The organism is Pedobacter sp. KBW06, assembly GCF_003852525.1.
Classification (GTDB): domain Bacteria; phylum Bacteroidota; class Bacteroidia; order Sphingobacteriales; family Sphingobacteriaceae; genus Pedobacter.
In genome coordinates this window covers 788,085-812,198 of sequence record NZ_QAJL01000001.1, presented here as the reverse complement: position 1 = coordinate 812,198, position 24,114 = coordinate 788,085, and the positions used below count along the sequence as shown (strand labels likewise).

22 protein-coding genes and 1 tRNA gene are annotated in these 24,114 nt (G+C 38.3%); 13 read left to right on the top strand and 10 right to left on the bottom strand.

Translation table 11 applies throughout. From position 1 onward, the window contains the following. Positions 1-10: 10 nt before the first annotated feature. The 8 genes from DBR43_RS03215 to DBR43_RS03185 all read left to right on the top strand — a co-directional run bounded on the left by DBR43_RS03215 (position 11) and on the right by DBR43_RS03185 (position 9,869). A complete protein-coding gene (locus DBR43_RS03215; protein WP_124577844.1) occupies positions 11-463 on the top strand; it encodes a hypothetical protein in 453 nt (150 codons plus the stop codon). Next, the gene (locus tag DBR43_RS32885; RefSeq protein WP_158622411.1) at positions 456-986 is read left to right on the top strand and encodes an ABC-three component system middle component 1; all 531 of its coding nucleotides are present in this window, start codon (positions 456-458) and stop codon (positions 984-986) included. Before DBR43_RS03215 ends, DBR43_RS32885 begins: the two co-directional genes overlap by 8 nt. After that, a complete protein-coding gene (locus DBR43_RS03210; protein WP_158622410.1) occupies positions 979-4,137 on the top strand; it encodes an AAA family ATPase in 3,159 nt (1,052 codons plus the stop codon). The genes DBR43_RS32885 and DBR43_RS03210 overlap by 8 nt, the downstream gene beginning before the upstream one ends. Positions 4,138-4,959: 822 nt before the next feature. Then, a complete protein-coding gene (locus tag DBR43_RS03205) occupies positions 4,960-6,030 on the top strand; it encodes a glycosyltransferase (protein ID WP_124577840.1) in 1,071 nt (356 codons plus the stop codon). A gap of 95 nt (positions 6,031-6,125) precedes the next feature. Then, positions 6,126-6,311, top strand: coding sequence for a YhhA family cyclophane-containing RiPP (gene yhhA / locus DBR43_RS03200; RefSeq protein ID WP_124577838.1), 186 nt, complete (start codon positions 6,126-6,128; stop codon positions 6,309-6,311). A 61-nt stretch (positions 6,312-6,372) separates the two neighbouring features. Then, positions 6,373-8,496: a cyclophane-forming radical SAM/SPASM peptide maturase YhhB gene (gene yhhB, locus DBR43_RS03195; RefSeq protein WP_124577836.1), complete on the top strand. Its 2,124-nt coding sequence runs from the start codon at positions 6,373-6,375 to the stop codon at positions 8,494-8,496. Then, positions 8,483-9,502 (top strand): hypothetical protein, encoded by a 1,020-nt coding sequence (locus DBR43_RS03190; protein WP_124577834.1) that lies wholly within the window; start codon positions 8,483-8,485, stop codon positions 9,500-9,502. The genes yhhB and DBR43_RS03190 overlap by 14 nt, the downstream gene beginning before the upstream one ends. Position 9,503: 1 nt before the next feature. Further along, positions 9,504-9,869, top strand: a complete 366-nt coding sequence (locus DBR43_RS03185) for a GNAT family N-acetyltransferase (RefSeq protein ID WP_158622409.1) — start codon at positions 9,504-9,506, stop codon at positions 9,867-9,869. Positions 9,870-9,987: 118 nt separating this feature from the next. Here the strand turns inward: DBR43_RS03185 and DBR43_RS03180 are convergent, their stop codons facing one another. From DBR43_RS03180 to DBR43_RS03140, 9 genes are all read right to left on the bottom strand, one after another. Beyond that, on the bottom strand, positions 9,988-10,434 hold the full coding sequence (locus DBR43_RS03180) for a DUF3805 domain-containing protein (protein WP_124577830.1): 447 nt from the start codon (positions 10,432-10,434) through the stop codon (positions 9,988-9,990). Between the two features lie 799 nt (positions 10,435-11,233). Continuing rightward, entirely contained in the window at positions 11,234-11,734 is a 501-nt protein-coding gene (locus DBR43_RS03175) for a cupin domain-containing protein (protein WP_199756943.1), read from the bottom strand. Positions 11,735-11,742: 8 nt separating this feature from the next. Further along, positions 11,743-12,804 (bottom strand): alpha/beta hydrolase, encoded by a 1,062-nt coding sequence (locus tag DBR43_RS03170; RefSeq protein WP_124577828.1) that lies wholly within the window; start codon positions 12,802-12,804, stop codon positions 11,743-11,745. Positions 12,805-12,816: 12 nt separating this feature from the next. Beyond that, positions 12,817-13,545, bottom strand: a complete 729-nt coding sequence (locus DBR43_RS03165) for a carboxymuconolactone decarboxylase family protein (protein ID WP_233602833.1) — start codon at positions 13,543-13,545, stop codon at positions 12,817-12,819. A gap of 9 nt (positions 13,546-13,554) precedes the next feature. Then, complete coding sequence (locus DBR43_RS33265; RefSeq protein WP_124577826.1) at positions 13,555-14,391, bottom strand: DUF4440 domain-containing protein; 837 nt, start codon at positions 14,389-14,391, stop codon at positions 13,555-13,557. Between the two features lie 10 nt (positions 14,392-14,401). Next, complete coding sequence (locus DBR43_RS03155) at positions 14,402-15,049, bottom strand: flavodoxin family protein (RefSeq protein ID WP_124577824.1); 648 nt, start codon at positions 15,047-15,049, stop codon at positions 14,402-14,404. A gap of 78 nt (positions 15,050-15,127) precedes the next feature. After that, positions 15,128-16,213 carry an alpha/beta hydrolase gene (locus DBR43_RS03150; protein ID WP_124577822.1) on the bottom strand — a complete coding sequence of 362 codons (1,086 nt, stop codon included), beginning with the start codon at positions 16,211-16,213 and terminating at the stop codon, positions 15,128-15,130. Between the two features lie 12 nt (positions 16,214-16,225). Continuing rightward, complete coding sequence (locus tag DBR43_RS03145; RefSeq protein ID WP_124580413.1) at positions 16,226-17,209, bottom strand: aldo/keto reductase; 984 nt, start codon at positions 17,207-17,209, stop codon at positions 16,226-16,228. A gap of 51 nt (positions 17,210-17,260) precedes the next feature. After that, the gene (locus DBR43_RS03140) at positions 17,261-18,112 is read right to left on the bottom strand and encodes an aldo/keto reductase (protein WP_124577820.1); all 852 of its coding nucleotides are present in this window, start codon (positions 18,110-18,112) and stop codon (positions 17,261-17,263) included. A gap of 179 nt (positions 18,113-18,291) precedes the next feature. Between DBR43_RS03140 and DBR43_RS03135 the strand changes: the two genes are divergently transcribed. The 3 genes from DBR43_RS03135 to DBR43_RS03125 all read left to right on the top strand — a co-directional run bounded on the left by DBR43_RS03135 (position 18,292) and on the right by DBR43_RS03125 (position 20,890). Next, a complete protein-coding gene (locus DBR43_RS03135) occupies positions 18,292-19,185 on the top strand; it encodes a helix-turn-helix domain-containing protein (protein WP_073231651.1) in 894 nt (297 codons plus the stop codon). Between the two features lie 616 nt (positions 19,186-19,801). Beyond that, positions 19,802-20,443, top strand: coding sequence for a DNA alkylation repair protein (locus DBR43_RS03130; protein ID WP_124577819.1), 642 nt, complete (start codon positions 19,802-19,804; stop codon positions 20,441-20,443). Positions 20,444-20,816: 373 nt separating this feature from the next. Beyond that, positions 20,817-20,890 (top strand) — tRNA-Pro (locus tag DBR43_RS03125). Between the two features lie 178 nt (positions 20,891-21,068). Here the strand turns inward: DBR43_RS03125 and DBR43_RS03120 are convergent. After that, positions 21,069-21,968, bottom strand: a complete 900-nt coding sequence (locus tag DBR43_RS03120; RefSeq protein WP_148090752.1) for a helix-turn-helix domain-containing protein — start codon at positions 21,966-21,968, stop codon at positions 21,069-21,071. 457 nt (positions 21,969-22,425) lie between these two features. Here DBR43_RS03120 and DBR43_RS03115 point away from each other — a divergent pair, with 457 nt between their 5' ends. Further along, positions 22,426-23,334 (top strand): GNAT family N-acetyltransferase, encoded by a 909-nt coding sequence (locus DBR43_RS03115; protein ID WP_124577816.1) that lies wholly within the window; start codon positions 22,426-22,428, stop codon positions 23,332-23,334. Positions 23,335-23,404: 70 nt separating this feature from the next. Then, positions 23,405-24,064 carry a chloramphenicol acetyltransferase gene (locus tag DBR43_RS03110; RefSeq protein WP_124577815.1) on the top strand — a complete coding sequence of 220 codons (660 nt, stop codon included), beginning with the start codon at positions 23,405-23,407 and terminating at the stop codon, positions 24,062-24,064. The last annotated feature ends 50 nt before the right edge of the window (positions 24,065-24,114 follow it).

Genomic DNA, 24,114 nt, shown 5'->3' with positions numbered 1-24,114 from the left:
TTATCTTTCTATGATACCATCGGCCAGAACTGATTTTAATAGCATTACCATTACGCTCAGTTCGGAAACTTTCAAGGAGCTTTTTGGAGCCCATCTGGCAACTGCCAGCGATACAATTGATGTAAAAATCAACTTCTTCTGGACGCAGGGCCAGGGTTATCTCACCGTCATTAATGACTATGCGCACAATAGACTCGACAAGCAAATGGGAAACAATACCTGCTACATTTTCAATTCAGCAGATCCTGATTTCGGAAGACGTGGCCCCAAGCCAGGTTTCAAAAAGGGGATCGTCATGGATATCAGCGGAGAGGAAGAGGCGGGAATGCATATCATCAAACAAATGAATTTTGGTATGCTTAGCCTAAACCAGCTTTCACAGGAGGTTCTGGAATGCGATACGCTGGCCCAGGCGCGGCCTAAAATCAAACAATTATTCATTAACGCACTTCAAAATGACTGACATCAACAAAAGTGATTTCGCCATTGATGCAAATCTGGTCGGATCAGACAGCCTTGCATGCTGGCAAAAACCATATGATCGGTTCAATATTTATTTTTTCACCGCCATACATTCCTCTGAACAGGAACTGTTGGATTCCTATGCCAAGATCAGGGACTATATCGCTGTTTATTTCCAGGGAAGCTACCTGAGTCTGGATGTCGAGCGGTGGAATATTTATCAGTTTCATCTGCTCGGCTGCAAGATTGATCCCAATAAGAAACAGGTCATCGAACAAGATAAGTTTGCGACAAGGAAAATTGTTCTTGATGGGCTTACGGGAACCTTCGACGATCAGCGCATCAAATCCCTCATTGAACGTGAAGTCTTTTTCTTTTCCGTCCAGCGCAGGGATGTCCAGCACCAACCAGTTTTGGAATTCATCGGTCAGCGAGATCAGCAGCTTGCCACATACCTCACACAACAGGCCCCAGAGAGAGAGGCCCTTATCAAGTCACTTATTGATACTTTCGGAAATGGCTAAAATAAAAAAAGTAAGGATTGAAAATTTCAGAGCCTATGAGGGTAGCCATGATTTTTCTTTTATGGGTAAAAATGGCTTGGCCAACCTGGTGGTTGTTTACGGGCCAAACGGCTATGGAAAAACATCTTTCTTTGATGCGGTCGAGTGGGCCTTCAGTAATAAGATCCGCAGATTTGAAAATGGTGTGCTGAAACAGGAATTGGAAAGTAAGGATTTCGCCAGTGACGATCAGATTATCCTGACCAACCGATCAGGTTATTATAAAGGTGGCAAGGGTGAGGTGACCATTTTTACCGATGAAGACAAAATTATCAAACGGACAGTAGTACCCCGTCAGATTCCCAATACGGAGATCAAAAATGACTACAGGGATGTACAGCTGCTGGGCAATTACTCGCAAGCTGAAATAAACCGATTTGCTGAGCACAACATGCTTACCCAGGATCAGATTGATTCTTTTCTGCGGTTTAAAACACCAGAAGAAAAATTCGAAGCGTTAAGAGAATTCTGGCCAGAGGGAGGTGATGCTTCTACCGCCTTCTCTTCTCTTTCTTCGTATTCCAGAATACTGAAGACACAATTTACGAGTCTGCAGCACCGTATAAATGATATCATGTCAAAGATTGATGACAACATCAATTCAGATGCTAATTTTGCAAAGATCGATAGCTGGATCAATGAGTTCAACAAAGAGATTATCACTAACATAAAATTTCCGTTAATCTCCAGGGAGATTGATGATGAAGTTTATAAAGGCATTATCCAGTCCAATGAAACCTATAAGTTAATCGTTGATAGTCAGGTCACTACAACGGGAAACATGGTTTTAAGGCTTAACATGCTCGATAATTCCCATAAACTTTACTCCAGCCAGCTTACCGATCGCAGTACATTGCAACGCAGATTAGCCAAGCTGCAGGAAACCGTTTCAAGTCTGGAAAAAATCAGGCTGCTGCGTGAAGATAATATTGCTCGTGCCCCACAGCTGAACAGTTTGAGTACCAAACAGACAAATTTGCAGCGTGCCATTTCGCTTTGGCCAGGCTACATCGAGAATAAACTGCAGATACACGAGTTACAAGCAGATACCTATCGCCGACTCGAAGATATTGATATAAAAACGGGTGAGAAATCTTTTTTGGAGGACGAAATCAGGACCATTTCCGCAGAACGTACCAGACTCGCTGAGGAGTTCAACAGAGAACAGACCATTGCCACCAAAATTGAGGTGAACCTGCGTCAGATAGAAAAGCTTCGTAATGACATCCTTGAGGGGATTAACCATCAACAGTTTTCCGAGTCCTGTATTGCGGAGATATTTGCTGCCGGCGAACCGGCTTACCAACAGCGCCAGCAGTTTTTGGAAATATTGAATAGTGAGGAATATACTGGATTTGAACCTGTGGATCTTGTTGTCAGTGAACATATCCGCTTATTGCCGATTCTCAGGGAAAGGTGCTGGGATATTTCAATTGAGATTGAGGGAATGAAACTTGAGATGGAACGGAAGGGGACATTCAGTGAAAACCTGAGCCGATTGGTCAAATGGGCTTCACAGCAGGTAGCCGAACAACATTTGTCCACCTGTCCGATGTGCAAAACAGATTTCGGAGACGTAGAACATCTTTTAACTGCCATAACAGCTGATAAGGGTGATCTGCTGCTGGTATCTGAGCTTGAGCAAAAAACAGAGGAATTCAGCCTAATTATGAGTTACCTACAGGAGGAGCTTTTGGAGTCTGAATCTTTTCTGTTCCATTACATTAGCGACCAGAACGCCAAGGTTAATTTGGAGATTGTGCAGTCAGAAAAGACTATAGCGGAATTTGAAGGGGCCATCCGAAAATCGCAGCATTCAATCGAACACGCTACCATAGCGATTGGTCAGTTATTCGAAGAGATTGCGCTTAATGAAAATCTGGACAATCTAGACCTTGAGGTATTGCGGTTAAATAACAAGGACAATATTGCTGCCATTCTAGCTCAGACCACATCTGAAGATGGAAGACTCCGTACCAAAAGCAACGACTTGAAATTGCTTAGCAATTCATTGTTGGTTTTACAGAATACAGTCGCCAATAATGGCAATAAAATTAATTTAATCCAGGCCAAGGAAACATTCATTGAATGCACTGAACTTTTGGAACAGCGCTTACAGCTCATATCGAAGTCGATCGACCTGCGCTTTCTTGAACAACAGCTTAAGGATGCATCAGCCTTGATTGCCAGTGAACAGCAATTGATAGCTGTACAAAACCAATCGATAACTAAATTGGAGAAGGAATTATGGGATTCGGTGAATACAATGAGCGAGGTTGAGCACAAAGAGCAAATGAGTGATTTGGACCGTCAACTGGGCAAACTAAAGGTAGAAATTGCTAATTTTGAAGCAAGTTACCGGGCACTTATTGCAAAAGAAGAAGTCAGTCTGTCTTCAATCCAGGATGAACTGCTACGACATGAAAATTTGCATGCTAAACTAACTGAACTCAGAGCACGGCTAGATACCTTCGGAATCGATCTGGCCGTAATTGAAGGTGACGTTGTCCGAAACGGCCTTAAAACCGAACTTAGTCTGATCACAGCTGATCAGCAAAAAATCCAGAAGGCATTGGATCGAATTGATTCCTCGAAGGAAATGGTCGGGGCTTTTATAACAAAGGGGATAGACGAATATTTCAATAAGGATGTAATCAATCAGATATACGGGAAAATAGAGCCTCACCCTAAATTAACCGAAATCGATATTCGAGCGGAGAGCACAGGCAAGCTTCCGAGATTGACCATCCGCGCTAAAAGTGATTCCGAGGAATTGGCACCGGGACTGTTTCTGAGTACAGGCCAGGTCAATGTGCTCTCGCTGAGCATCTTTATTGCAAGAGCCTATGAGATGGGCAATGGGAACTTCAATTCTATTTTCATGGACGATCCTGTGCAGAACATGAGTGACATCAATGTGCTGTCTTTTGTTGATCTACTTCGAATACTGATCATGGACCAGGATAAGCAAGTGATGATTTCAACCCACGATGAGAAATTTTTCAGGCTTTTGAAAAATAAGCTTCCTGCAGAGTTTTTCAAGTCAAAGTTCATAGAGCTGGCTTCTTATGGGACGCTTAAGGAGGAATTAAATACTAATGAAACCACTTAGATATGGCATTAAAAAAAATATTGACCGAAATATAATTCCGAGACTATACAATGCAGCTCAAAAACCGATTATTACCGATTTCATTCTATAAGACAGTTAGAAAATATAGATGAAAAAACAGATTCCTTGATTTTTTTGTGCATTTGGGCTGAATTACCTCGACATCTTTTATGTGCATGACAATGACTCAAGGGATGGTAACAGCAATTTTAGTTGTGGCATTGAACGAGGTAGGATTAAAAATTGAATCCTTGCGATTAGATTTAAGTACAAACGGATTAATAAAAAATATGACCGAATACCAAAACAATACTCATGATAGAGAGATGAAAGATAGCTTAGAACAAATCCTAAGCATTTGAAAATTGAAAGTCCTGACGATGCGGTGAAGCTAATACAACAAATATCAGATAATAAAGATGAATGTAAGTGGTTGTAAATTATAGTTTTAGCGTATTTTCGTGAAACACTATGATAACAATCTTGTTAAATGCCGTCTCTGTTACAGCGACGACAATTGTTGCGTTTGTAATACACCAAATGATAAAATTTCTGATGGGCAGATTTTATTTTTGTAGGAAAAAGTCACTTAGCTTGATAAGGATTTCTTACGTTATATCTGGGTTCGCATTAATTGCTTTTTTCATATTTTCAATATTATTTATCATTTGCCCTGATAGTAATTATGGATTAACTAAACCCAATATTTTTTTGTAGTAGTAACAATAGTAGCATCTCCTTTACCATAAAATTTGTTAAAGGAGTCAGTTTAATAATAAATAAAATGATTATTTTCAATCATCTCTTATGCTAGGGTAGAAAATGAAAAAGATTGCTCATGTTTTCGTTGTCATTCCGTTCTTTAACGAAGCAGAAACTTTGTTGGATACTTGCCACTCACTGGGATTCGGAATAGATAAGCCACCTGGCGATGATATAAGTCTAGTTCTGGTAAACAATAACTCTAGTGATGCAAGTGAATATATCGCTGCGCAATTTAAGGAGAGATTCAATAACCAGTCAATCTACATTTTCAATCAGCCTACTCAGGGTATTGTTCCAACGAGGATTGCTGGTAACCAGCACGTGCGAGAGATTTGTTACGATCGAAAAATCCATGAGTCACTTGCGCTGATTATTCAGGCTGATGCCGACACGATTTATAGTCAAAATTATATTAATTCAATGAGAATTGGAGCGGATCAGGCAGGATTGAATACTTTAATTGAGGCAGATACGAGATATCCCGATACCTTTATCAATGAGGATTTTGGCTTTCTCAAGGCATGTCTGGAAATTGATCAAGCCTGCGAGAAGTATTTCTGTGATGAGCATATCGACTTAATAGTAGATGACAAAGCCGTGGCTTACCGTTTGAAAGACTACTATATGTGGGGCGGACATCAAGTTGTTTTCAATGATTCGGGGGATGAGCTCTTAGCTGAAACAACAAGGCTTTTTATGAAGGCAAAAACATTTGGTGCCATCAGGCTTAAAACAACTGCTGCATTTGTTATTCATTCTGTAAGAAATATTCATACCGAACGCGAACTTGTTTTTGCTACGGCAGGATACCCCAGGGAAGCAGGTTGGGTTAAGGAGTTCTACAGGAACAATGACACTCTGAATTTCGATCAGGATAACAGGGGACTGATTGTAGACCTTAGGATATTGCACCTTCTTGGATTATTTACGATACTTCCCGCACATTTTTTAAATGCAAATGGGCTGGAGACTGAAAAAAATGCTGTAATTGTACACGCAATGGAATATTTACCAAAGCGAAACATTCACGAAATCCGCGATAAAAAAATACATCTTTTAATTGAGGATGTATTTGGAGTATTGAATGAAAAGAAGGACGAATTCCTAATACTTGTCCGTGATAAGTGAGTATTTTATAGAAAAATGTTACCAATTACGGTTTTCCGTAACTAAAATTATTAGTTTATTTATTAATTTAGGACTGATTTAATTAGAAAGAATCTATGGAAAATTTCTCAAACAACACGGCTAGTCCAGTACAGAAAAGCCAAGATCTTTTTACAAAGATCAAACAACAGGCGTCATCACATCCAGCATTAAGCAGGATGCGTGAAAAAGTGATGCAGCAATCAGATGCGCAAAGCATTACTGATTACAGCCGCATGCACCATCGCCACAACCGTTCGTAGAATGGCCCCACGATGTACGTACATTGTACGTACATCCTTTTTCTAAATTCTCTCTTAGCCTATGGATAATAATTTCGCTCCTGCAACAATAAGTTGCTTTTTATTGAAGGTTGCTTCAAGATGTAACATTAACTGTGATTATTGCTACATGTACAATCACTTAGATCAGAGTTATAAGCTTCAGCCTAAAATAATGTCCAAGCTTACCATGGACGAAAGTTCCAGAAGGATCGTCGAATATGCACGGGAACAAAAGCTAAAAAGAATTGCCATCGTTTATCACGGAGGTGAGCCCCTGTTAATGAATTCCCAGAAGTTTATCGACCATATCAGCTCGCTAAAAACGATGATGCCCAGTGGTACAGAGATTGAATTTTCTATGCAGACCAATGGTGTATTACTCAAAGAGGAGGATCTAATCTTATTCGAGTTACATGGACTGCAGGTGTCGCTTAGCCTTGATGGGCCAAAATCCGCCAATGACCGGCACCGAGTTGATCATAAAGGTGAGTCAAGCTTTGTGGAGACTGAAAATGCATTGAAACTTTTAAAAAAATACCCTAAGGTGTTTTCAGGTGTTATTGCTGTGATTGACCCCAGAAACGATCCCGGTGAAGTGCTTGAATATTTTTCGGACTATGATTTGCCCCAACTAGATTTTTTACTTCCTGACGCTAACTTTCTTACCACGCCACCTCTCAGGGCTGAGAAAGCCGATATTTATAGAGATTGGCTAATTAGTTGCTTTGATATCTGGTTTGAGCGTTTCCCTAATTTAAAGATAAGGACTTTTGATAGCATACTAGCTGGTTTATTGGGAGTTCCGAGCGATACAGATGGATTTGGTTTTGGTGATGTTAGCCTTATTACCATTGAAACCGATGGTTCATACCATGATTTGGATGTGCTTAAAATTACTGGAAGCGGCACACACCTGAAGCAGGGAGACGTTTTTTCGAATTCAATCCAGGATGTTGTTTCCAGTGGTCAGCTTGAGCCACATCGTAAACTGCTTAGAATGACTGGCCTTGCTAAGACCTGTCAGGAATGTGATATTGTCGAAATATGTGGTGGTGGGGCAGTTGCCCATCGGTTCGGCGAGAACGGCTATGAAAATCCAAGTATTTATTGCTACGAACTCAAAAGTCTAATCAACCATATCCAGTTCAAAGTGCTTGAAGAACTCGCGAAAGAGGAATCCAGCATCGAATCAGAGCTTCCTACTGATACGATCATCGATTTTGAAATAAGAAGCCTGGAATCCGGGGTTTTGGAAAACGCCTTGACATCTTTCAAAAAACAACAGGTAGTAAAACTTTTGGAGGTGCTGGAATATTTAGGTCAGGATTTTAGCGGAATGCCTGATCAACGGCTTCAAAGTGCTTCTATAATGCCTTCCGTAGTTGTTTGGACCGAGGTTATGGAAAAAAAATCGAAAGGAATTCCAATGAAATCGGCTGAAGGTTCAATTATTGATCCTGATCCAAAATATCTTTGGAAATTTTTGGCGAGCAAAACAGATTCTAAGCCTTGGCCGCTGGTCAATCGTTCGGATTTTTGGCTGAGGGTACCTTTTGGAAAGGAAATTTATTTTGAAGATGATGATACTACTTCGTGCAGTAACGAGGTTTTACAGAAATCTATAGCTTTAATTGAGAGATGGAAACCGGAAATTGTTAAAGAAATGAATCTAATCTCACCTGAACTACAATTCATCAGAGATACGAGTGCGGATCCGGACCAGGTTGTCTCTTTTAGTGACAATAGTGTTCCCGGAGCATTATACGTTCAACTTATTAGATCTGGCAAATTTATAGATCCGCGCGACCTGGCAGACTCCATCATACACGAGCATCGTCATCAAAAACTCTATCTTCTGCAGCGAATATCTCCAATAGTTCATGACGACCATATTTTGGTTCATTCTCCCTGGAGAACAGAACTTCGCCCGCCTTCAGGTCTATTCCATGCGCTATATGTTTTCGTCGAATTGCTGGATTTCTGGCACTCACTCAAGGGCGATGCAGATTCTGTGCCGAGAGCGCAAAACGAATGTAGGATTATTGCTGAAAAAATAAAAAAAGGTTTTGATGTGATTGACTCTTGCAGCCTCACTCAAACTGGTTTAGCCTTGGTAGAGATATTAAAGCATAAAGTTAAAAATGTTACTTATGGAATTGCCTAATTGGATCAACAAAATACAGGCAAGTGAACGAATATCGTTTCTGAACTCATATTTTCCAGGCAAAGTATTGAGGGTTACCGAAGTTAATGGACAGACTGAGATTCATTTAGATTGGTATGACGATCCAGCTTTTTATATCGATGAAAAATTATTGCAAAATATCACTCTTTTAGATAAAGAACTTACTGTTTATGAGATCCCATCTTTTTATCGTCAATATAATGGCTTTAATCTTGTTCTAAACGATAACTGGACCTTGTATTTTTGGGCCCAGGTCTTAAGAAAACGCCGGAGTTTAAATAAGGGGTTGGGCAAATTAGTTATCATCCATATTGATGACCATTTTGATTGTATGGTTCCACTGCTATTCCAAACGAATTCTGAAGATTTTTTGGATCCGTATACTAATATGAATGTCAAAATGGATGACCCTGATACTGTAATCAGAGCTATTAACTCAGGGTCAATAGCCATCGGTAGCTTTATCACCCCATTTTTGCATGCACTGGATTCATTCGATTTTCGTTATCTGATTCCCGAATCAAGGTTAAAAGGTCCCTCTCGGGGAACAATCAAAAAAAGCAATGTTTCTGATATTCTTTTTAAAGACAGAACTAGGCCAACGATTTCCTTTGAGGAAAGCAGTGGGATTTCAGCCCACACGTTTAGAATTGCTACAAAATTGGATGATCTCTTGACTGATATTTCAGAGGACGCTCAAATATTGGTACATATTGATATGGATTATTTTAATAACAGATACGATGGGGATTCGGATTGGAAACATCACGTGAGAAAACATGATCCGAATAGAAGGGAAGTAATGTTATCAATATCCCACGTTTTGGGGTTACTTAAAACAAGAATTGTTGGTAAGCAGATAGCTGATTTTACTATTGCGTTTTCCCCTGGGTTTTTTCCATCCGACTACTGGCAGGAGTCAATTAATTTATTTTCTCGTTATCTCGCTAAAAATGACCAAACACCTTCCAATAGATCCGAATGAAATGGAACTGAGAGCTGGTTCGGGCCAAATGCTCAATGACAAGAAAAAAGGCTTGTATTGGCATATTATATTCCAGGGGCAGCATGTCGGCAAAGTTTACATTGACTATTTTAAAAATGAGGTGCTCGGTAGACATCCGGCGATAGAAATTTTTATTAATCAGAACTTTCAAGGAAGGCGCATTGGACGCCATGCCTATGCGATGGCATGTGAGATGAGTAATTTAAAGAAAGTATATATGCATGCTAGAAAATCTAATGCCGCATCGATAAAATCAGCCTATGAGGCTGGGTTCAGGATATTGGAGGATCCGTCATTTAAGCAAGTGGTCATGGTTTGGACAAAAGCACCTAAACATAAAATCTAATTTCGTATACTAAAAAACTAGTAGATAATATAAAATTGCTATTTACATTAAACTTTCATTGAAAACAGAATCAAATAGACTGTATTAAGGTAAGGCTTATTAAGCTCAATTGATCACCCTAAATAATCTTAATACTGGTAATCATACTTTGAATTGATGTTAGTTCTCTTTCATTAATAAGCATAGATTCTTGAACTTTGTCAATTGTGAAAGTGCATATAAATATATCGTTTTGCTTTCCGGTGATCCAGTAATAAACAACATTTGCCACTCCATCTTGCTGAGATTCTTTTTTGTAATACGCACAGTCATTTTGGCCCAATATTATTCTTTGTGCGCCTGCATTTTCGGCAATCTCAGTAGTAATATACTCGTAAGCCTTATCCACATGTGGGGCATTTGTATTCGGCCATTGGAAAGCTGTAATTCTAAAATTACCTGTCCATGAGGTCTCTGTTTCGTGCCAGAAAGCATGCGTAGAATCGTCATCATCATATTCTTCCCACCCATCAATTAGTCTGAAACTAAACCATCCACCTCTTAAAATGTAAATATTATTATCCATTGCGCTTTGTTACTTAATGTTAAATACCAAATTAAATAAAAAGAGCCATGTTGCATTAATTGCCATTAATGACTTATTAGATCGACTTATTCAGCAAGTATTTAATGTTGCTATAGAACCTATTTGTAATCGTATGATGATACATTTTTATAAGGAATTATATCTGAATGTTTTTTTAGATTTGTTTACCTAAATCACTGATTAAACGTAAATCAGATAAGGAATGGTTCGAGAAACGCCCAGTTGGGTCCAGGGGACGAGCTTTTTATCAAAAAATGAAGTCAAACTGTAAGATACAAAAGCACTTAGAGAACTATAGTGTTTTTATTTAAAGTTTATTTTGCAGGATGACATCAAAAACCTATCTTTGAGCCATCAAATAAGCAGTTATTTATACTTTACTATCGGACGATAGTTATGCAAGTTGATAAAATGGTTTATGCTGATTTGATTTGAAATGATTTATGCCCTAATCTACACCCTGATGTTTCAGGAGGATGTAAGTGGTTGAAAATAAGATATTTAAAACGTCGGTACGGCATCCTGCCACCCCGACAAAACAAAGACATAAAGTCTATTAAAAACCCTCTAAATGTTACAGTTTAGAGGGTTTTTTCGTTTATTTCATGTCAATTGATGTCAATTGATATCAAAGAAAAAAGGCAATATATCAAGATTTTTCTGCCCCTTTCTACACTCTATATTTTAGTTATAATTGTTGTATTGGGAGGCTCATTAAGCGAAAAAACTTTCATTTCTGGTTAACCCGGATTATGTCTCCATTTTCCTGTCTTATTTACTAAATGCCAGGCTCAATATGATATTCTTTGTCGGTTACCGCTTCTAACCATTTCGTTTCGCCTTTTTCCCTTCCCGTTATTGCTACCTGAATAAATTTGGTATTTGAACTTGCACCATGCCAATGAGGAACATCTGGTGGACATTTTATGGCATCGCCTTTACGAAGTATTTTCTTTGGTTGTCCCTTTTCCTGATAGTAACCAACACCATCTATTGCTAATAATATTTGACCTGCCGGATGGGTATGCCATTTGCTTCTGGCTCCTGGTTCAAAAGTTACACTCCCTATAGAATTCTGATTTAGGCTGTCAGCCTGGATTAAGTTTTCCAGCCATACGGTTCCAGTAAAGTTATCATTAGTTACCTGTTTCCCTTTTGCAAATACGGTTGATTCTTGTGATTCGGATGGAGAGATAGGTGCCGACTTATTTTGCTCATTACATGATAATGAAACTACTCCTATAATAAATAGTATAATTGTGTTTTTAATATTCATCATCTTGATTTTTAAAGGTTTTTTTGATAAAAACTGAGTAATTTATTCACAGCTTGCGACACATATTCAGGCTTCCAATAGGTCTGTATATGTGTAGCTCCCTCAATCAAAAATAATTCCTTGTTTTTTGCATTGGTTGCTCTAGGGAATGCTTCATCTGTCATGTATTTTGTATCGGATTTGCTCCCTGCCATCATCAACAATGGTTGATTGATCAAATCCATATTCGTGTTGGCATCCCAGGTCATTAAGTCGAGCAGACTGCTCATAGTATACAGAAAGGTTGAATTTGGATGTGCATGACTTCTATAATAGTACTCGTATCCTTCCCGATACAAATCTGTTGTGGTTTTAGCGATTTCTGCATCTGTAATGCTCGCCACACCAGCATAGATGATTTTGCCACCTGCGGCTTCCTGCGCGCGCGCGTCTGAAGCTTGTTTTAAACGTTCTTGAATCATATTTAGTTGGGAATTCTGAAAACCATTACGTCTTACTTCACCTGAATTAAACATACTCAAAGTTGCCACTGCTTTAAAACGTTTATCGCTCTGTGCTGCTTTTAAAGTATAACCGCCGCCACCGCAAATACCTAAAACACCTAAGCGGTTCGTGTCAACCCCAGCATATTGTGTAATAAAGTCAGCCATACCACGAATATCTTCGATACGGCTTGCAGGTTTATCCGTGTGACGTGGCTCACCGCCGCTTGCTCCCTGATATGCTGCATCGGCAGCAATGGTTATATACCCTGCCTCTGCCAAACGTTGTGCATATAGTCCGGCTGTCTGTTCTTTTATACCACCATTGGGGTGTGCGACTGCTACTGCCGGATATTTCTTTGAAGCATCGTAATTTGCAGGTGTATAAACATTCGCTGCAATTTCAATCCCGTTCAGTTTATACTTAACTGGATAAATATTTACTTTTCCCTTTTCATTTTTGGTAATGGCTCCTTCATACACCAGGGTATAAGGATTTTGTTGTTTTCTCTTAGGAGTAGATTGTGCATCTACAACGTCAGTAGCCGCTACTGACATGGCTAAGGCAATTATTGATGTTAGTTTTTTCATAGTTCTAATATTTTACTGTTTACTTTTCAGCACTTCATCTAATACGGACTGTGCTGATTTCGCTTCTTTATTTCCTATGCTTGATCTTATGAGACCTACAAATTGTTGTAATTGACTTGGGGATAGACCAACGTTCATGCAGATGTTCAAATGTGAACGTAGCATAGGTTCCACTCCGCCAATGCTGCTGAGGACAGAGACAGTAACCAATTCTCTTTCCATATAGGTCAACACATCCCGCTCAAAAATATCAGCAAAAAGATGTTCTTTGAGAAAGACCTCTATCTCAGGTGCAAATGCTGCATATCCTGTTTTCGATCCTGTTTCCGGTGTACCTGTTAATGCTTCCAATATCGCTTTACCTCTTTCGTATTTGCTGCGCCCGTTATTGATAGGGGAGGCTTCTACACCTTTTTCATCATTAATGCCTTTGGCTTTGCGTTCATCCACTACGGTTATAAGGGTCTGTAAGCCCCGAATGCTGCGGGGAAAACCTGCATAAGCATACAGATGAACGATAGCCTCTCTGATCTGATTGATAGTCAAACCTGCCTCCAGGCCAGCATTTAATTCAGTTTTTAATTTTGACAGGTCACCTTTTCCTGTGACTGCCGAAATGCGTACCAGGGCTTGTTGTTTTGCACTTAAATTTTGACTGGTACCAGTTTGGGCATTTGCAGCAGTTGCAATAATCATTGTCATCATAAATAATATCGACTTCATTAATTTATTGATCATCATTTCCGTTCATTATGGCGTTAATAATTTCGTGAAGGACATGGATGCCAGTTGCCAGTTATTGTTCTCTTTTTTATAAACTTCAGTAACCATAAAAGGATTGGTGACTTCATTACCACCTACTACTGCCAAAAGTGTAATCCTGTTCAACAGAACAGCTGTATTTCCGATAACATTGACAGAAACATCGTGGATATCGGCTTTCTTATACCAGATACCTCCACTTTTAATCACATCTATTTCCCGTTGTTTTCCCCATGATCCCCCCATGTGAACAAACACAGATTTATCGTGAAAGAGTTTGCTAAGCTCATCCGTATTTTTGTCGGCCATCCAGTTCCATTTTTGCTTGGAAAGATCTTTAAGTTCCTGTTCAACGTTCGTGGCATTCACAGCTGGTTTTTCCAATTTTTTATATTCTTCATCTGTAACAGGATGCAGCCAGGTCGTTTTACTTTTTGGCGAGACTGCTAAATAGGTAACACCGCTATTGGGGGTTGATCCATGCCAATGTTCCACATTAGGCAGGCATTTTACAACATCTCCTTTTTGTACGATTTGCACAGTCTTCCCTTTTTCCTGATAATAACCGATACCGTCAGTAATCAGTAATATCTGTCCGCCAGAATGGGTATGCCAGTTAAGTTTTGCATTGGGTGCAAACACGGCAAGAGATATTTGGGAATTGATAGCGTTGTCTGGTTTGTTTAATTCACTAAGCCATACGTCTCCGGTGTGATTTACATTTTTTGCCTTTTCTCCTAGCGGAAAAATACTTTGTTCCTGTGCAGTTACTTGAGTTTTAACCACCGCAAATAGTAAAATTGTAAGATAGATTGCTTTTTTCATTTTGTTTGATTTATAAACTAACTAGACCTATTTTCTTCAACCAGTTTTGTATTTCAAGTTGTACCCGCTTTTCTTTTTCCATTACGAATAAAATGCCGTCTCTCTCCACACCACCTTTTGTTGAAAATCCTTCAAGTACTTTGCTCTTTGCACATAATTCTTTCACGGTTTCAAAGCTGTTTCCAATGCCATAACCAGCATTGGTGTTGAATGGGACTACTATTTTTCCGCTTAGATCGTATTTATTCAAAAAGCTTTTCATAGGAGGCGGCAACTGCATTCCCCAGGTAGGAAAACCGATAAAAACAATATCGTACTTTTCTATACTGTCTATTCTTGTTTTAAGCTGTGGTAAATAATCTTTTGCATTTTCTGCAGCTACCTGATCCACCGTTGTCTGGTAATGATCGGGATAGGGTGTTACCAGTTCCAATGCCACTAAACTACAACCAACTTTTTTATGGATCATCTCCGCAACGGCTTTGGTGTTTTTTGTACGTGACAGATACACTATCAGTATGTTTTTATCTTTATGTAAGTCACCTTTATCTATCGGTTGTTCTTCTTTTACTTTTGTTGGTTCTCCAGCCCTTGAACAGGAGGTGATCATCAATAAAAGTGTAATTATCTGTATGCCGTATATCCTTAACCGTTTCATATCTTTCTTTTAACTATGTAAAGTTCCCAAGAACAAAAGGATTTTATGGTAGATGTATTACGGGGATTGCTACCAATATTACTTATCCAGACCTTTTTCCTTTAACCATTTTGACAGCTGATCAGCTATCTGAAGATTATTCAGGTCAGAAAAGGGGAAGTGTGTGTTGCCTTTGATACCGATTTCCGGCAGGTGTATTACAGTTGCGTCACCTCCATGTTTGTTGATGGTTGATGCCCAGATCTTCGCCATTTCAAGTCCTGAACGCCAGTGATCTTTATTCCAAATTTTAGTAGGTTCTTTTGCGATATTATCTCCATAATAAATCACAATGGGTATTTTAGTCAATTTATTGAAGTCGGACAGTGGTACTTCCATGCCTTTCAACTCGCCAAAAAGACCTGCTGATTTTATGGGTTCGGGTAGTTCTCCTTCGGGGAACACGAAGCCGCTGTAAGGCTCGTAAGCTACAACTGCTTTAACCCTATTATTTTTGATGGCCGTAGACCAACCAGGCCCGCCTCCTTGGGAATGGGTAACCAATATGCCTTCACCAATTTTATTAAATAGTTGAGAGATGGCATCCGAAACCACATTCCCATCAAATGTGCCGGTATTTGGAGTCATTTGCCTATAAAACTGTTCTAATGAAGCAACATCTTTAGGAAACTGAACACCTGTAAAGTAGTCAGGATAATTTCCGATCCGAAACTGACTGAACCAAAACTGCTCATCAGCAGTAGGGTTAATGGTTGCCGCGACGGAACTTTTTCCCGCTTCACCACGCCTTGGCTGGTCAAGCAGGTAGACAGGGAATCTTCTGCGAAGAAAAATGTTCTGGAATCCTTCCCGTCCGTCAGGGGTAGTTTCCCATGTTTTTTTCGACTGCCCGGCACCATGCAGGAATATCAGGGGATACTTACGGGCTTTTACCGGAATCTGATAAAAGGCATAAGCATGATCCCCATGAAAAGTCTGGCCTTGTGGTTTCAATGCACTATCCAAATTAAAGCTGCCAGCTGCGGTAGTTTTTGTCCCCCCTATGGCAAAACTGCCTTGATCAGCGATCACTAAGGGCTGTACTTTGTTTTGGGCTTTAGTCGATATGGAAATAGCCAGTAATAGTGTTAATGTGCCTATGTATCTTATTAGTTTCCTGTTCATTTCAAATCATTTTTATTTTCCTACTCTATTTTGTAGTGCTTCTGGATACCTCGCTCCTTGTATGGCTATTTTTGATGCCGCCAGATCTATTTGCTGCACATCTTCTGTCGATAACGAAATGGTTGCAGCCCCAATGTTTTCCTGCAAGCGGTGTAATTTGGTTGTTCCGGGAATCGGTACAATCCAGGGCTTTTGTGCCAGTAACCAGCCTAGGGCTATTTGTGCGGGTGTTGCATCTTTCTCAACAGCAATAGATTTCAACAGATCTACTAAAGCTTGGTTTGCTTTTCTGTTTTCTTCTGAAAAGCGGGGAACAATATTTCTGAAATCTGTAGCGTCAAATTTTGTTGTTTCATCGATCGCTCCCGTTAAAAATCCCTTTCCCAATGGACTGAATGGTACAAAGCCTATTCCCAGCTCTTCCAATGTGGGGATGATTTCCTTTTCCGTTTCGCGAAAGAATAAAGAATATTCACTTTGTAATGCGGCAACTGGTTGTACGGTATGTGCTTTGCGAATGGTTTCTACGCCTGCCTCAGATAACCCCCAATGTTTGATTTTTCCTTCTTTTATCAAATCATGAATAGTTCCGGCAACTTCTTCAATAGGTACATTGGGGTCAACACGATGCTGATAAAACAGATCAATATAGTCTGTTTTAAGCCTTTTTAATGATGCATCTGCCACTGTTCTTATCCTTGCGGGGCTGCTGTCCAATCCTTTTTTTGAATCACCATCCTGAAAACCAAATTTTGTCGCAATGACTGTTTTTTTTCGAAAGGGTGCAAGTGCTTCGCCTAACAACTCTTCATTTGTAAAAGGCCCGTAACATTCGGCTGTGTCAAAAAAAGTTACTCCCGCATCAAATGCAGTTCTTATTAATCTTATAGCGTCCTGTTTATCTGCTGCCGGACCATAGCCAAAACTTAGTCCCATACAGCCTAATCCGAGGGCGGATACTTCCAGTCCGCTGTTTCCGAGTATTCTTTTAGGTATCATTTTATTTATTTTAAGCGTAGATCTGTTTTTATTAATAGCTACTTGGACTTATATATCTAATTTTCGTTCGCTCAACCATTTTACCATTGCAGGATCTCTATGGTCAAAAAACAAGCTCGCGTTGGTATCTAAAGTAGCGATGGATTGTATATCCTCTTTAGAAAGTTCAAAATCAAAAATATCGAAGTTTTCAGCCATCCTTTCTTTGCGAACAGATTTGGGAATAGCAACTACACCTCTTTGGGTTAACCAATTTAGAATGACCTGTGCTACCGATTTACTGTGTTTTGCAGCTATGTCCGATAATACCTCATTTTGGAATATGTTGTTTTTACCTTCTGCGAAAGGCCCCCATGATTGAATTTGTACATTATTCTGCTCCAGAAATCTTTGATTTTCCACCTGTTGATGGAAAGGATGGGTTTCAATCTGGTTAACGGCGGGAGTGAAGCCGCTGTTTATGATCAAGTCCATCATTCGATCTGGCTGAAAATTAGCCACACCAATTGCCTTAACTTTTCCTTCCTGATATAATTCCTGCATAGCTCTCCATGAACCAAAAACATCCCCGTAGGGCTGGTGAATGAGATAAAGATCCAGGTAATCCAATTGCAACCTTTCCAAAGACCTTTGAAATGCTGCTTTTGTCTTTTCGTAACCTGTATCCTGTACCCAAAGTTTAGTAGTTATAAATAATTCATCTCTGTCTATGCCGCTATTTTTTAGTGCATTACCTACTGCTGGCTCGTTTAAATAAGAGGCTGCAGTATCTATTAGCCTATAACCTGTATCAATTGCATCAATAACTGCCCTTTCACATTCTGCCGCATCGGGTATTTGAAAAACGCCAAATCCCAAGATTGGCATTTCTAATCCGTTGTTCAATTTAACTGTTTTCATTTCTTATTAAATTTGCTCAATGTCTATACAACACTTTTAATGGTACAAAGTTCAGCTTTGATATGGAGTGAATTGGTATACCGATTACGGATATTACTACCAATGTTACTGATTGGTGCGTGTCTGCCGTTTTTGTTATACTAGAATGGTTAGTTTTGTATTAACAAAAAGCAATAGCTATGGAAAAGGCCTATAATTTTGACACGGTAAGCGAGTACAATGCATTTAATAACCATGAAACTTTACATCCACTGGTGAGTGTTATTGATTTCTCAAAAGCGAAGGAAAGAACAGGTTCCCGGATGACTTTCGGACTTTACTGCATTTTCCTTAAAGAAGTGCATTGCGGAGATTTAAAGTATGGCTGTAACTATTACGACTATGACAAGGGTACATTGGTATTTATTTCCCCTGGACAGGTTATCGATGTAGAGAATAAAGTAGATTTTTACCAGCCAATGGGACATGGATTGGTCTTTCATCCAGATCTAATAGTAGGCACACCTCTGGCCAAGAGTCTGGATGAGTATAGCTTTTTTAGCTATAACACAAGTGAGGCATTGCATCTATCTGAAAAAGAGCGGAAAATTGTCTTTGATTGCTTCTCTAAAATTGAATATGAATTAAGCCAGTCGGTTGATAAGCATAGTAAAAAGTTAATTGCATCCAATATTGAGCTTTTTCTGAATTATTGTGAGAGATTTTATGATCGTCAGTTTATCACTAGGGAAAATGCCAATAGGGGAATACTGCAAAAATTTGAGGAATTACTGAATAGCTATTTCGCATCCGAAAAGCCCTATAGTATCGGTCTGCCTTCTGTAGGCTACTTTGCAGATGAAGTCCATTTATCTGCTAACTATTTTGGTGATCTGGTAAAAAAAGAAACTGGCAAATCTGCGCAGGAGTATATTCAGAACAAAATCATTGAGATTGCAAAAAATAAGATTTTTGATAGCAGCAAGACCATTAATGAAATAGCGTTTGAGTTGGGTTTCAAATATCCACAACACTTTAGCCGCTTATTTAAAAATCGTGTTGGGTATACACCTAATGAGTATAGGAATTTATAAGACTTCTATCGTAACAGGATGTCAAAATAGTTCGTTTTCAATTTGAATCGGTAATCTTAGTGTACGTTTCGGTGAATGTGGTTCTTCCCCACTTTTGGCGAAATACCCACTATAAGACACAAATTGAATTAGCTAATTATTATATTAAATTCAAATTTTATTTGGTGGCATCACATCAAAAACCTATCTTTAAGTCATCAAATAAGCAGTTATTTATACTTTACTATTGGAGATGGTTTGAGCTGATTTGATTTGAAATGATTTATGCCCTAATCTACACCCTGATGTTTCAGTGGGATGTAAGTGATTGAAAATAAGATATTTATGATGTTGGTTCGGCATCCTGCCACCCCGACAACAAATGTTTAAAACCCCTCTAATTGTTAAAGTTTAGAGGGGTTTTTCGTTTTAATCAATATGCGCTATTCTACAACCTATTGTTTTGTTGTATCATTGTTCCTTTATTTAAATTTATTTGCCCGTATTACAGTTAACGAATAGCCCAATTCAGGTGTTTAACGGGCGCATGAGGAAATGGCTGAAAGCATCCAAATTTTTTCTCAACTTCGTTTCTGACTTTGTAACTTATACCGGATCATAAAAGCGAAAGACTGATATGCAATATTCATCAAAAGCAGCACAACTCCTCAAACAGATCAATAGTGAAACTAAACTTGGCGACCTGCGTAAAATGGCCGGGGAAATTAAGGTGGATCATGCCCTGGCTAATGAGCTTTGGACTAGTGGCGATTTCCTGCCCAGGCAACTGGCCATTTTAATCATGGATTATAAAGTTCTTACACAAGATCTGATCGATAAACTGGATATGGATATTCAGGGCCACCCGGTTAAAGAGCGAACTCAATTGATAGACTGGCTCATGGCCAATCAACTTACCAAAAGCAAGAAAACTATTGCATTGATTGAATCCTGGGAAAACAGCCCTTCACCTCTTCAAAGAAGGATTTTCTGGTATTATCAGGGGCGGTTAAGATGGGTTGGACAAGTTTCTCCTGACAACACTGCAGACCTGCTTTCTGCAATTGAAGCCAACATTGCCGGGGAAGCGCCCGAAGTGCAGTGGGCCATGAACTTTACTGCAGGCTGGATAGGTGTTTACGATAAGCAGTTCCGGAAACGTTGCGTTTCACTCGGCGAGAAAACCGGTCTGTACAAAGATGAAATGGTATCAAAAGGATGTACCCCAAATTATTTACCGGAGTTCATCGCTATTGAAAGTAACAAACGAAGCCTGTAGCTACTTTCCAAACTGACCAGCAAATAATAAGCATTTTTATATCAGTGGAAATATGTATAAATGATGGATAAAAATGCGCTTGATATTGATACATTGTATCCGTATTTGAGTTGCAGGCTTAATGTATGTCCTGAAAAAATAGTTTAAATGCTGACCGCATAGGAGAGATTGGAGCAGCCTTTTATGGAATGAAAGAAATTGAACTGTAAGATACAAAAGGACTTAGGAGATTATGACGTTTTTATTTGAAGTTTATTTTGCAGGATGACATCAAAAACCTATCTTTGGGCCACCAAATAAGCAGTTATTTATGCTTTGCAAGCTATCTGGAAAGATAGTTTTAGATTGACCAGTAAAAAAGAAGATACCAGTTCGGGGTGTAGCGTAGCCCGGTATCGCGCCTGCTTTGGGAGCAGGAGGTCGTAGGTTCGAATCCTGCCACCCCGACAACAATTTTTAAAAACCCTCTGAATGTTAAAAGTTCAGAGGGTTTTTTCGTTTTAGTCAATATGCGCTAGTCTACACCCTCTTTTTTTATATCATTGCCCTGATAGAAAACGTAAAGTCACTGCTTGAGTTTTAAGCCCATGCGGCGTTTAGAAAGCTTTTTTAAAATTTCTTATCGTTAAGTTAGTTGCTTTCTAAAAGCATTGGGTGTTAGGTGAGTGCATCGTTTGAAATAACGACAGAATAAGGAGATATCACTAAAATTCAATTCCTGGCTGATTTCTTTTACAGATAGAGAAGTAGATTTAAGCAACGATTTGGCATGCATTATAACCACATGTTCGATCCATTGTATAATGGACTTTCCTGTTTGATTTTTTACCAAAGTTGTAAGGTATTGTGGCGATAAATGTAACTTATCGGCATAAAAAGAAGCACTACGTTCCTTTGAACCATAATGTGATATGAGTAGGTAAAAGTCGTCGATAATTTCATTCTTTCTATTTCTTATCATTCCAGGCTCATTGGACAAAGTCGCATATGAGCTAGATATAGTTGTGATCAGTCCGAAAATAAGATACTGTAATACTGTCTTTTTGTTGTTTGGGTTTTTGGTCTTGTTAACATAGTATTTCTTTAAGAAAAGAATAAATTCCTCAACTGAATCATTTTCTTGTTCTGAAGACGAAATAACGGGATGCCATCGTATTTCATTATTGGTAATAAAATCACGCAAAATGGGAAATGCGCTGATAAAATCTAAAGACATGACTATTGACACAATTTGAAAATCGCTGGAAACACTAACAGGATCTATAATTAATTGAGGTAAGACAACCACAATTGAACCGGTGTTAATTTCATAAGTTGTAAAATTAATTTTAACAGTCATTTTACCTTTTAAACAAAAGGCAATAATTAAACCATCAAACTGGTGTTTGAAACTGGTATAGTGATTTTCCAGTTTATGTACATTTTCTACAATAGCAATGCCATTCACCCTAATATCTTCATCTATCTGGTGCTGTTGTTGAATAGATTTTATAGTGAGAAATTGAATCATCTTAGCGTATTGCAAAACTATGCATAATTAAATAATGCCAACAAAGAAATTTGGAATTGTATTGCAGTTACCCATATCAAGATGTATTCCGATATTTTATAATAAATTGATATTAAGAAATGAATGTTTAATCCATGGATTTGTCAAGAGATAGACAAAGAGTATTCAGTACTTTTGCTAGGAAAAATATAGATTATGATTTTGCCTTTTGAACCAATCAATCCGGCCTGGAAAAATAAATTCAATCAGGTAGGAGTTGAATAAACTATTCAGTTCTTTATAAGTTCAATTAATCTCGTAAGTGTTCAGGGCTTATTTGCATTCCCATCCGGATGTAAAATATGCTTATCATCAAATAAAAGAAAGCACATACAAACTGAATAAATAAATGGCAATGAATAAAACAAATCTTAAGAAGATTTTATAAAGAAATATGAGAAAATTAATTGGGATGGTATAAGGGAAAACAGAAATGACAAAAGAGCATATACATATAAAGGACGGAAAATATATTTTGTATATAAATTATCAGCAGGATGAAACGCTGCGGCTGGAATTTAATCGGATGACGCAGGAATTCTGGAAATTTGATTTCGAAAACTATTATCAATCAGGTTTTTGGGATGATAATTGTATTTTATACTCTTTGTTCGACGGAGATAAAATCGTATCTCATACAACAGTAAGTTTGTTTGAAAATGAACTGAAAATACTGATCCAGCTTGGGACGGTAATGACAGATATCCATTATCAAAAACGAGGATTGAGCCGATTTCTTATGGAAAGAATCATGTGCGATTTTAAGGGGAAACACGATGGGATATTTCTATTTGCGAATGAAACAGTTCTGGATTTCTATCCAAAGTTCGGCTTAATGCCAATGTCCGAATTTGAGTGTTTTTTTAGTGTGAAAAGTGCTGATTTTGTGAGCAAATTGGATAAACGCCGATTAAATCTGGATGTCCCGGAGGATTTAAGGTTGTTTGAAACATGCGTAGATAACGCTGTTCCCAACAGTATGTTTTCAACCAAGAACAAAGCAATGAGTTTTTTTTATTGCTATGCTTACCCCGAAATGGGATTTAAAGATTCTATTTTTTTTATTGATGAGTTGAACTGTGTGGTGGTTGCGCAAATAGAAGAAGAAATTTTATACCTGATAGACATTTTTGCACCTAATGAAATTAGTTTAAAGGGGCTAACTGGTGCCTTTTCAGATTTTTCTTTTGAAGTAGTAGTTTTTGGCTTTACACCAAAAGAAACAGCGGGGTTTCATCTCAGAAGTTATAAAGAAGATGATCTACAATTATTTGTATCACCTGAATTGCAACGCATTTTTGAGAAAGAGCAGCTAAGGGTTAACTTACTATCCCATACTTAGCTGCCAGTATTAAAATAATTTTAATTGTTCCTAGTATAACCCGTCAGTTATTAGATAATGGATAATAGATATGCAAGCAATTTTTCAACCCGTTAATCCCAAAGAATGGGAAAGACAATCTTATTTTAATTATTTCGATACTATAGTGAAATGTAAATATACAATTAATGCAAATGTTGATATTACAGAACTGCTGGCTTTATCGAAGGAAAAAAAAATAAAGTTTTTTCCAGTATTTCTCTACGCAGTTATGCGATCTGTAAATCAAAATAAAGAATTTAGGATGAGTTATAATGATAAAAATCAATTAGGTTATTGGAATTATGTATTGCCATCATACACCATTTTTCATGAAGATGATAAAACTTTTTCGGATGTATGGAGTGAGTATCATGAAGATTTTAAATCATTTTATGAAATAATAATTAGTGATATAGAAAAATATAAGAATGTTAAAGGAATAAAAGCACGTTTAAATCGTCCAGCAAATTTTTGTTCAATTTCGGCTTTGCCATGGTTGAGTTTTACAAGTTTTTCCCAAGATACTTACGAGGCATCTAATTTTATGTTTCCCTTAATACGTTTTGGGAAATATTTTGAACAGGGTGGTAGTACATTAATTCCACTTGCAGTATTTGTAAACCACGCCGTTGCGGATGGTTATCATACATGTAAGCTTATTAATGATATACAAGAATTTGCTAGAGATAGTAAAGATTGGATGCTTTAATTCTACACACATTTGAAAAAATGCATAGCCAAATGTAGTAACTATTTTTT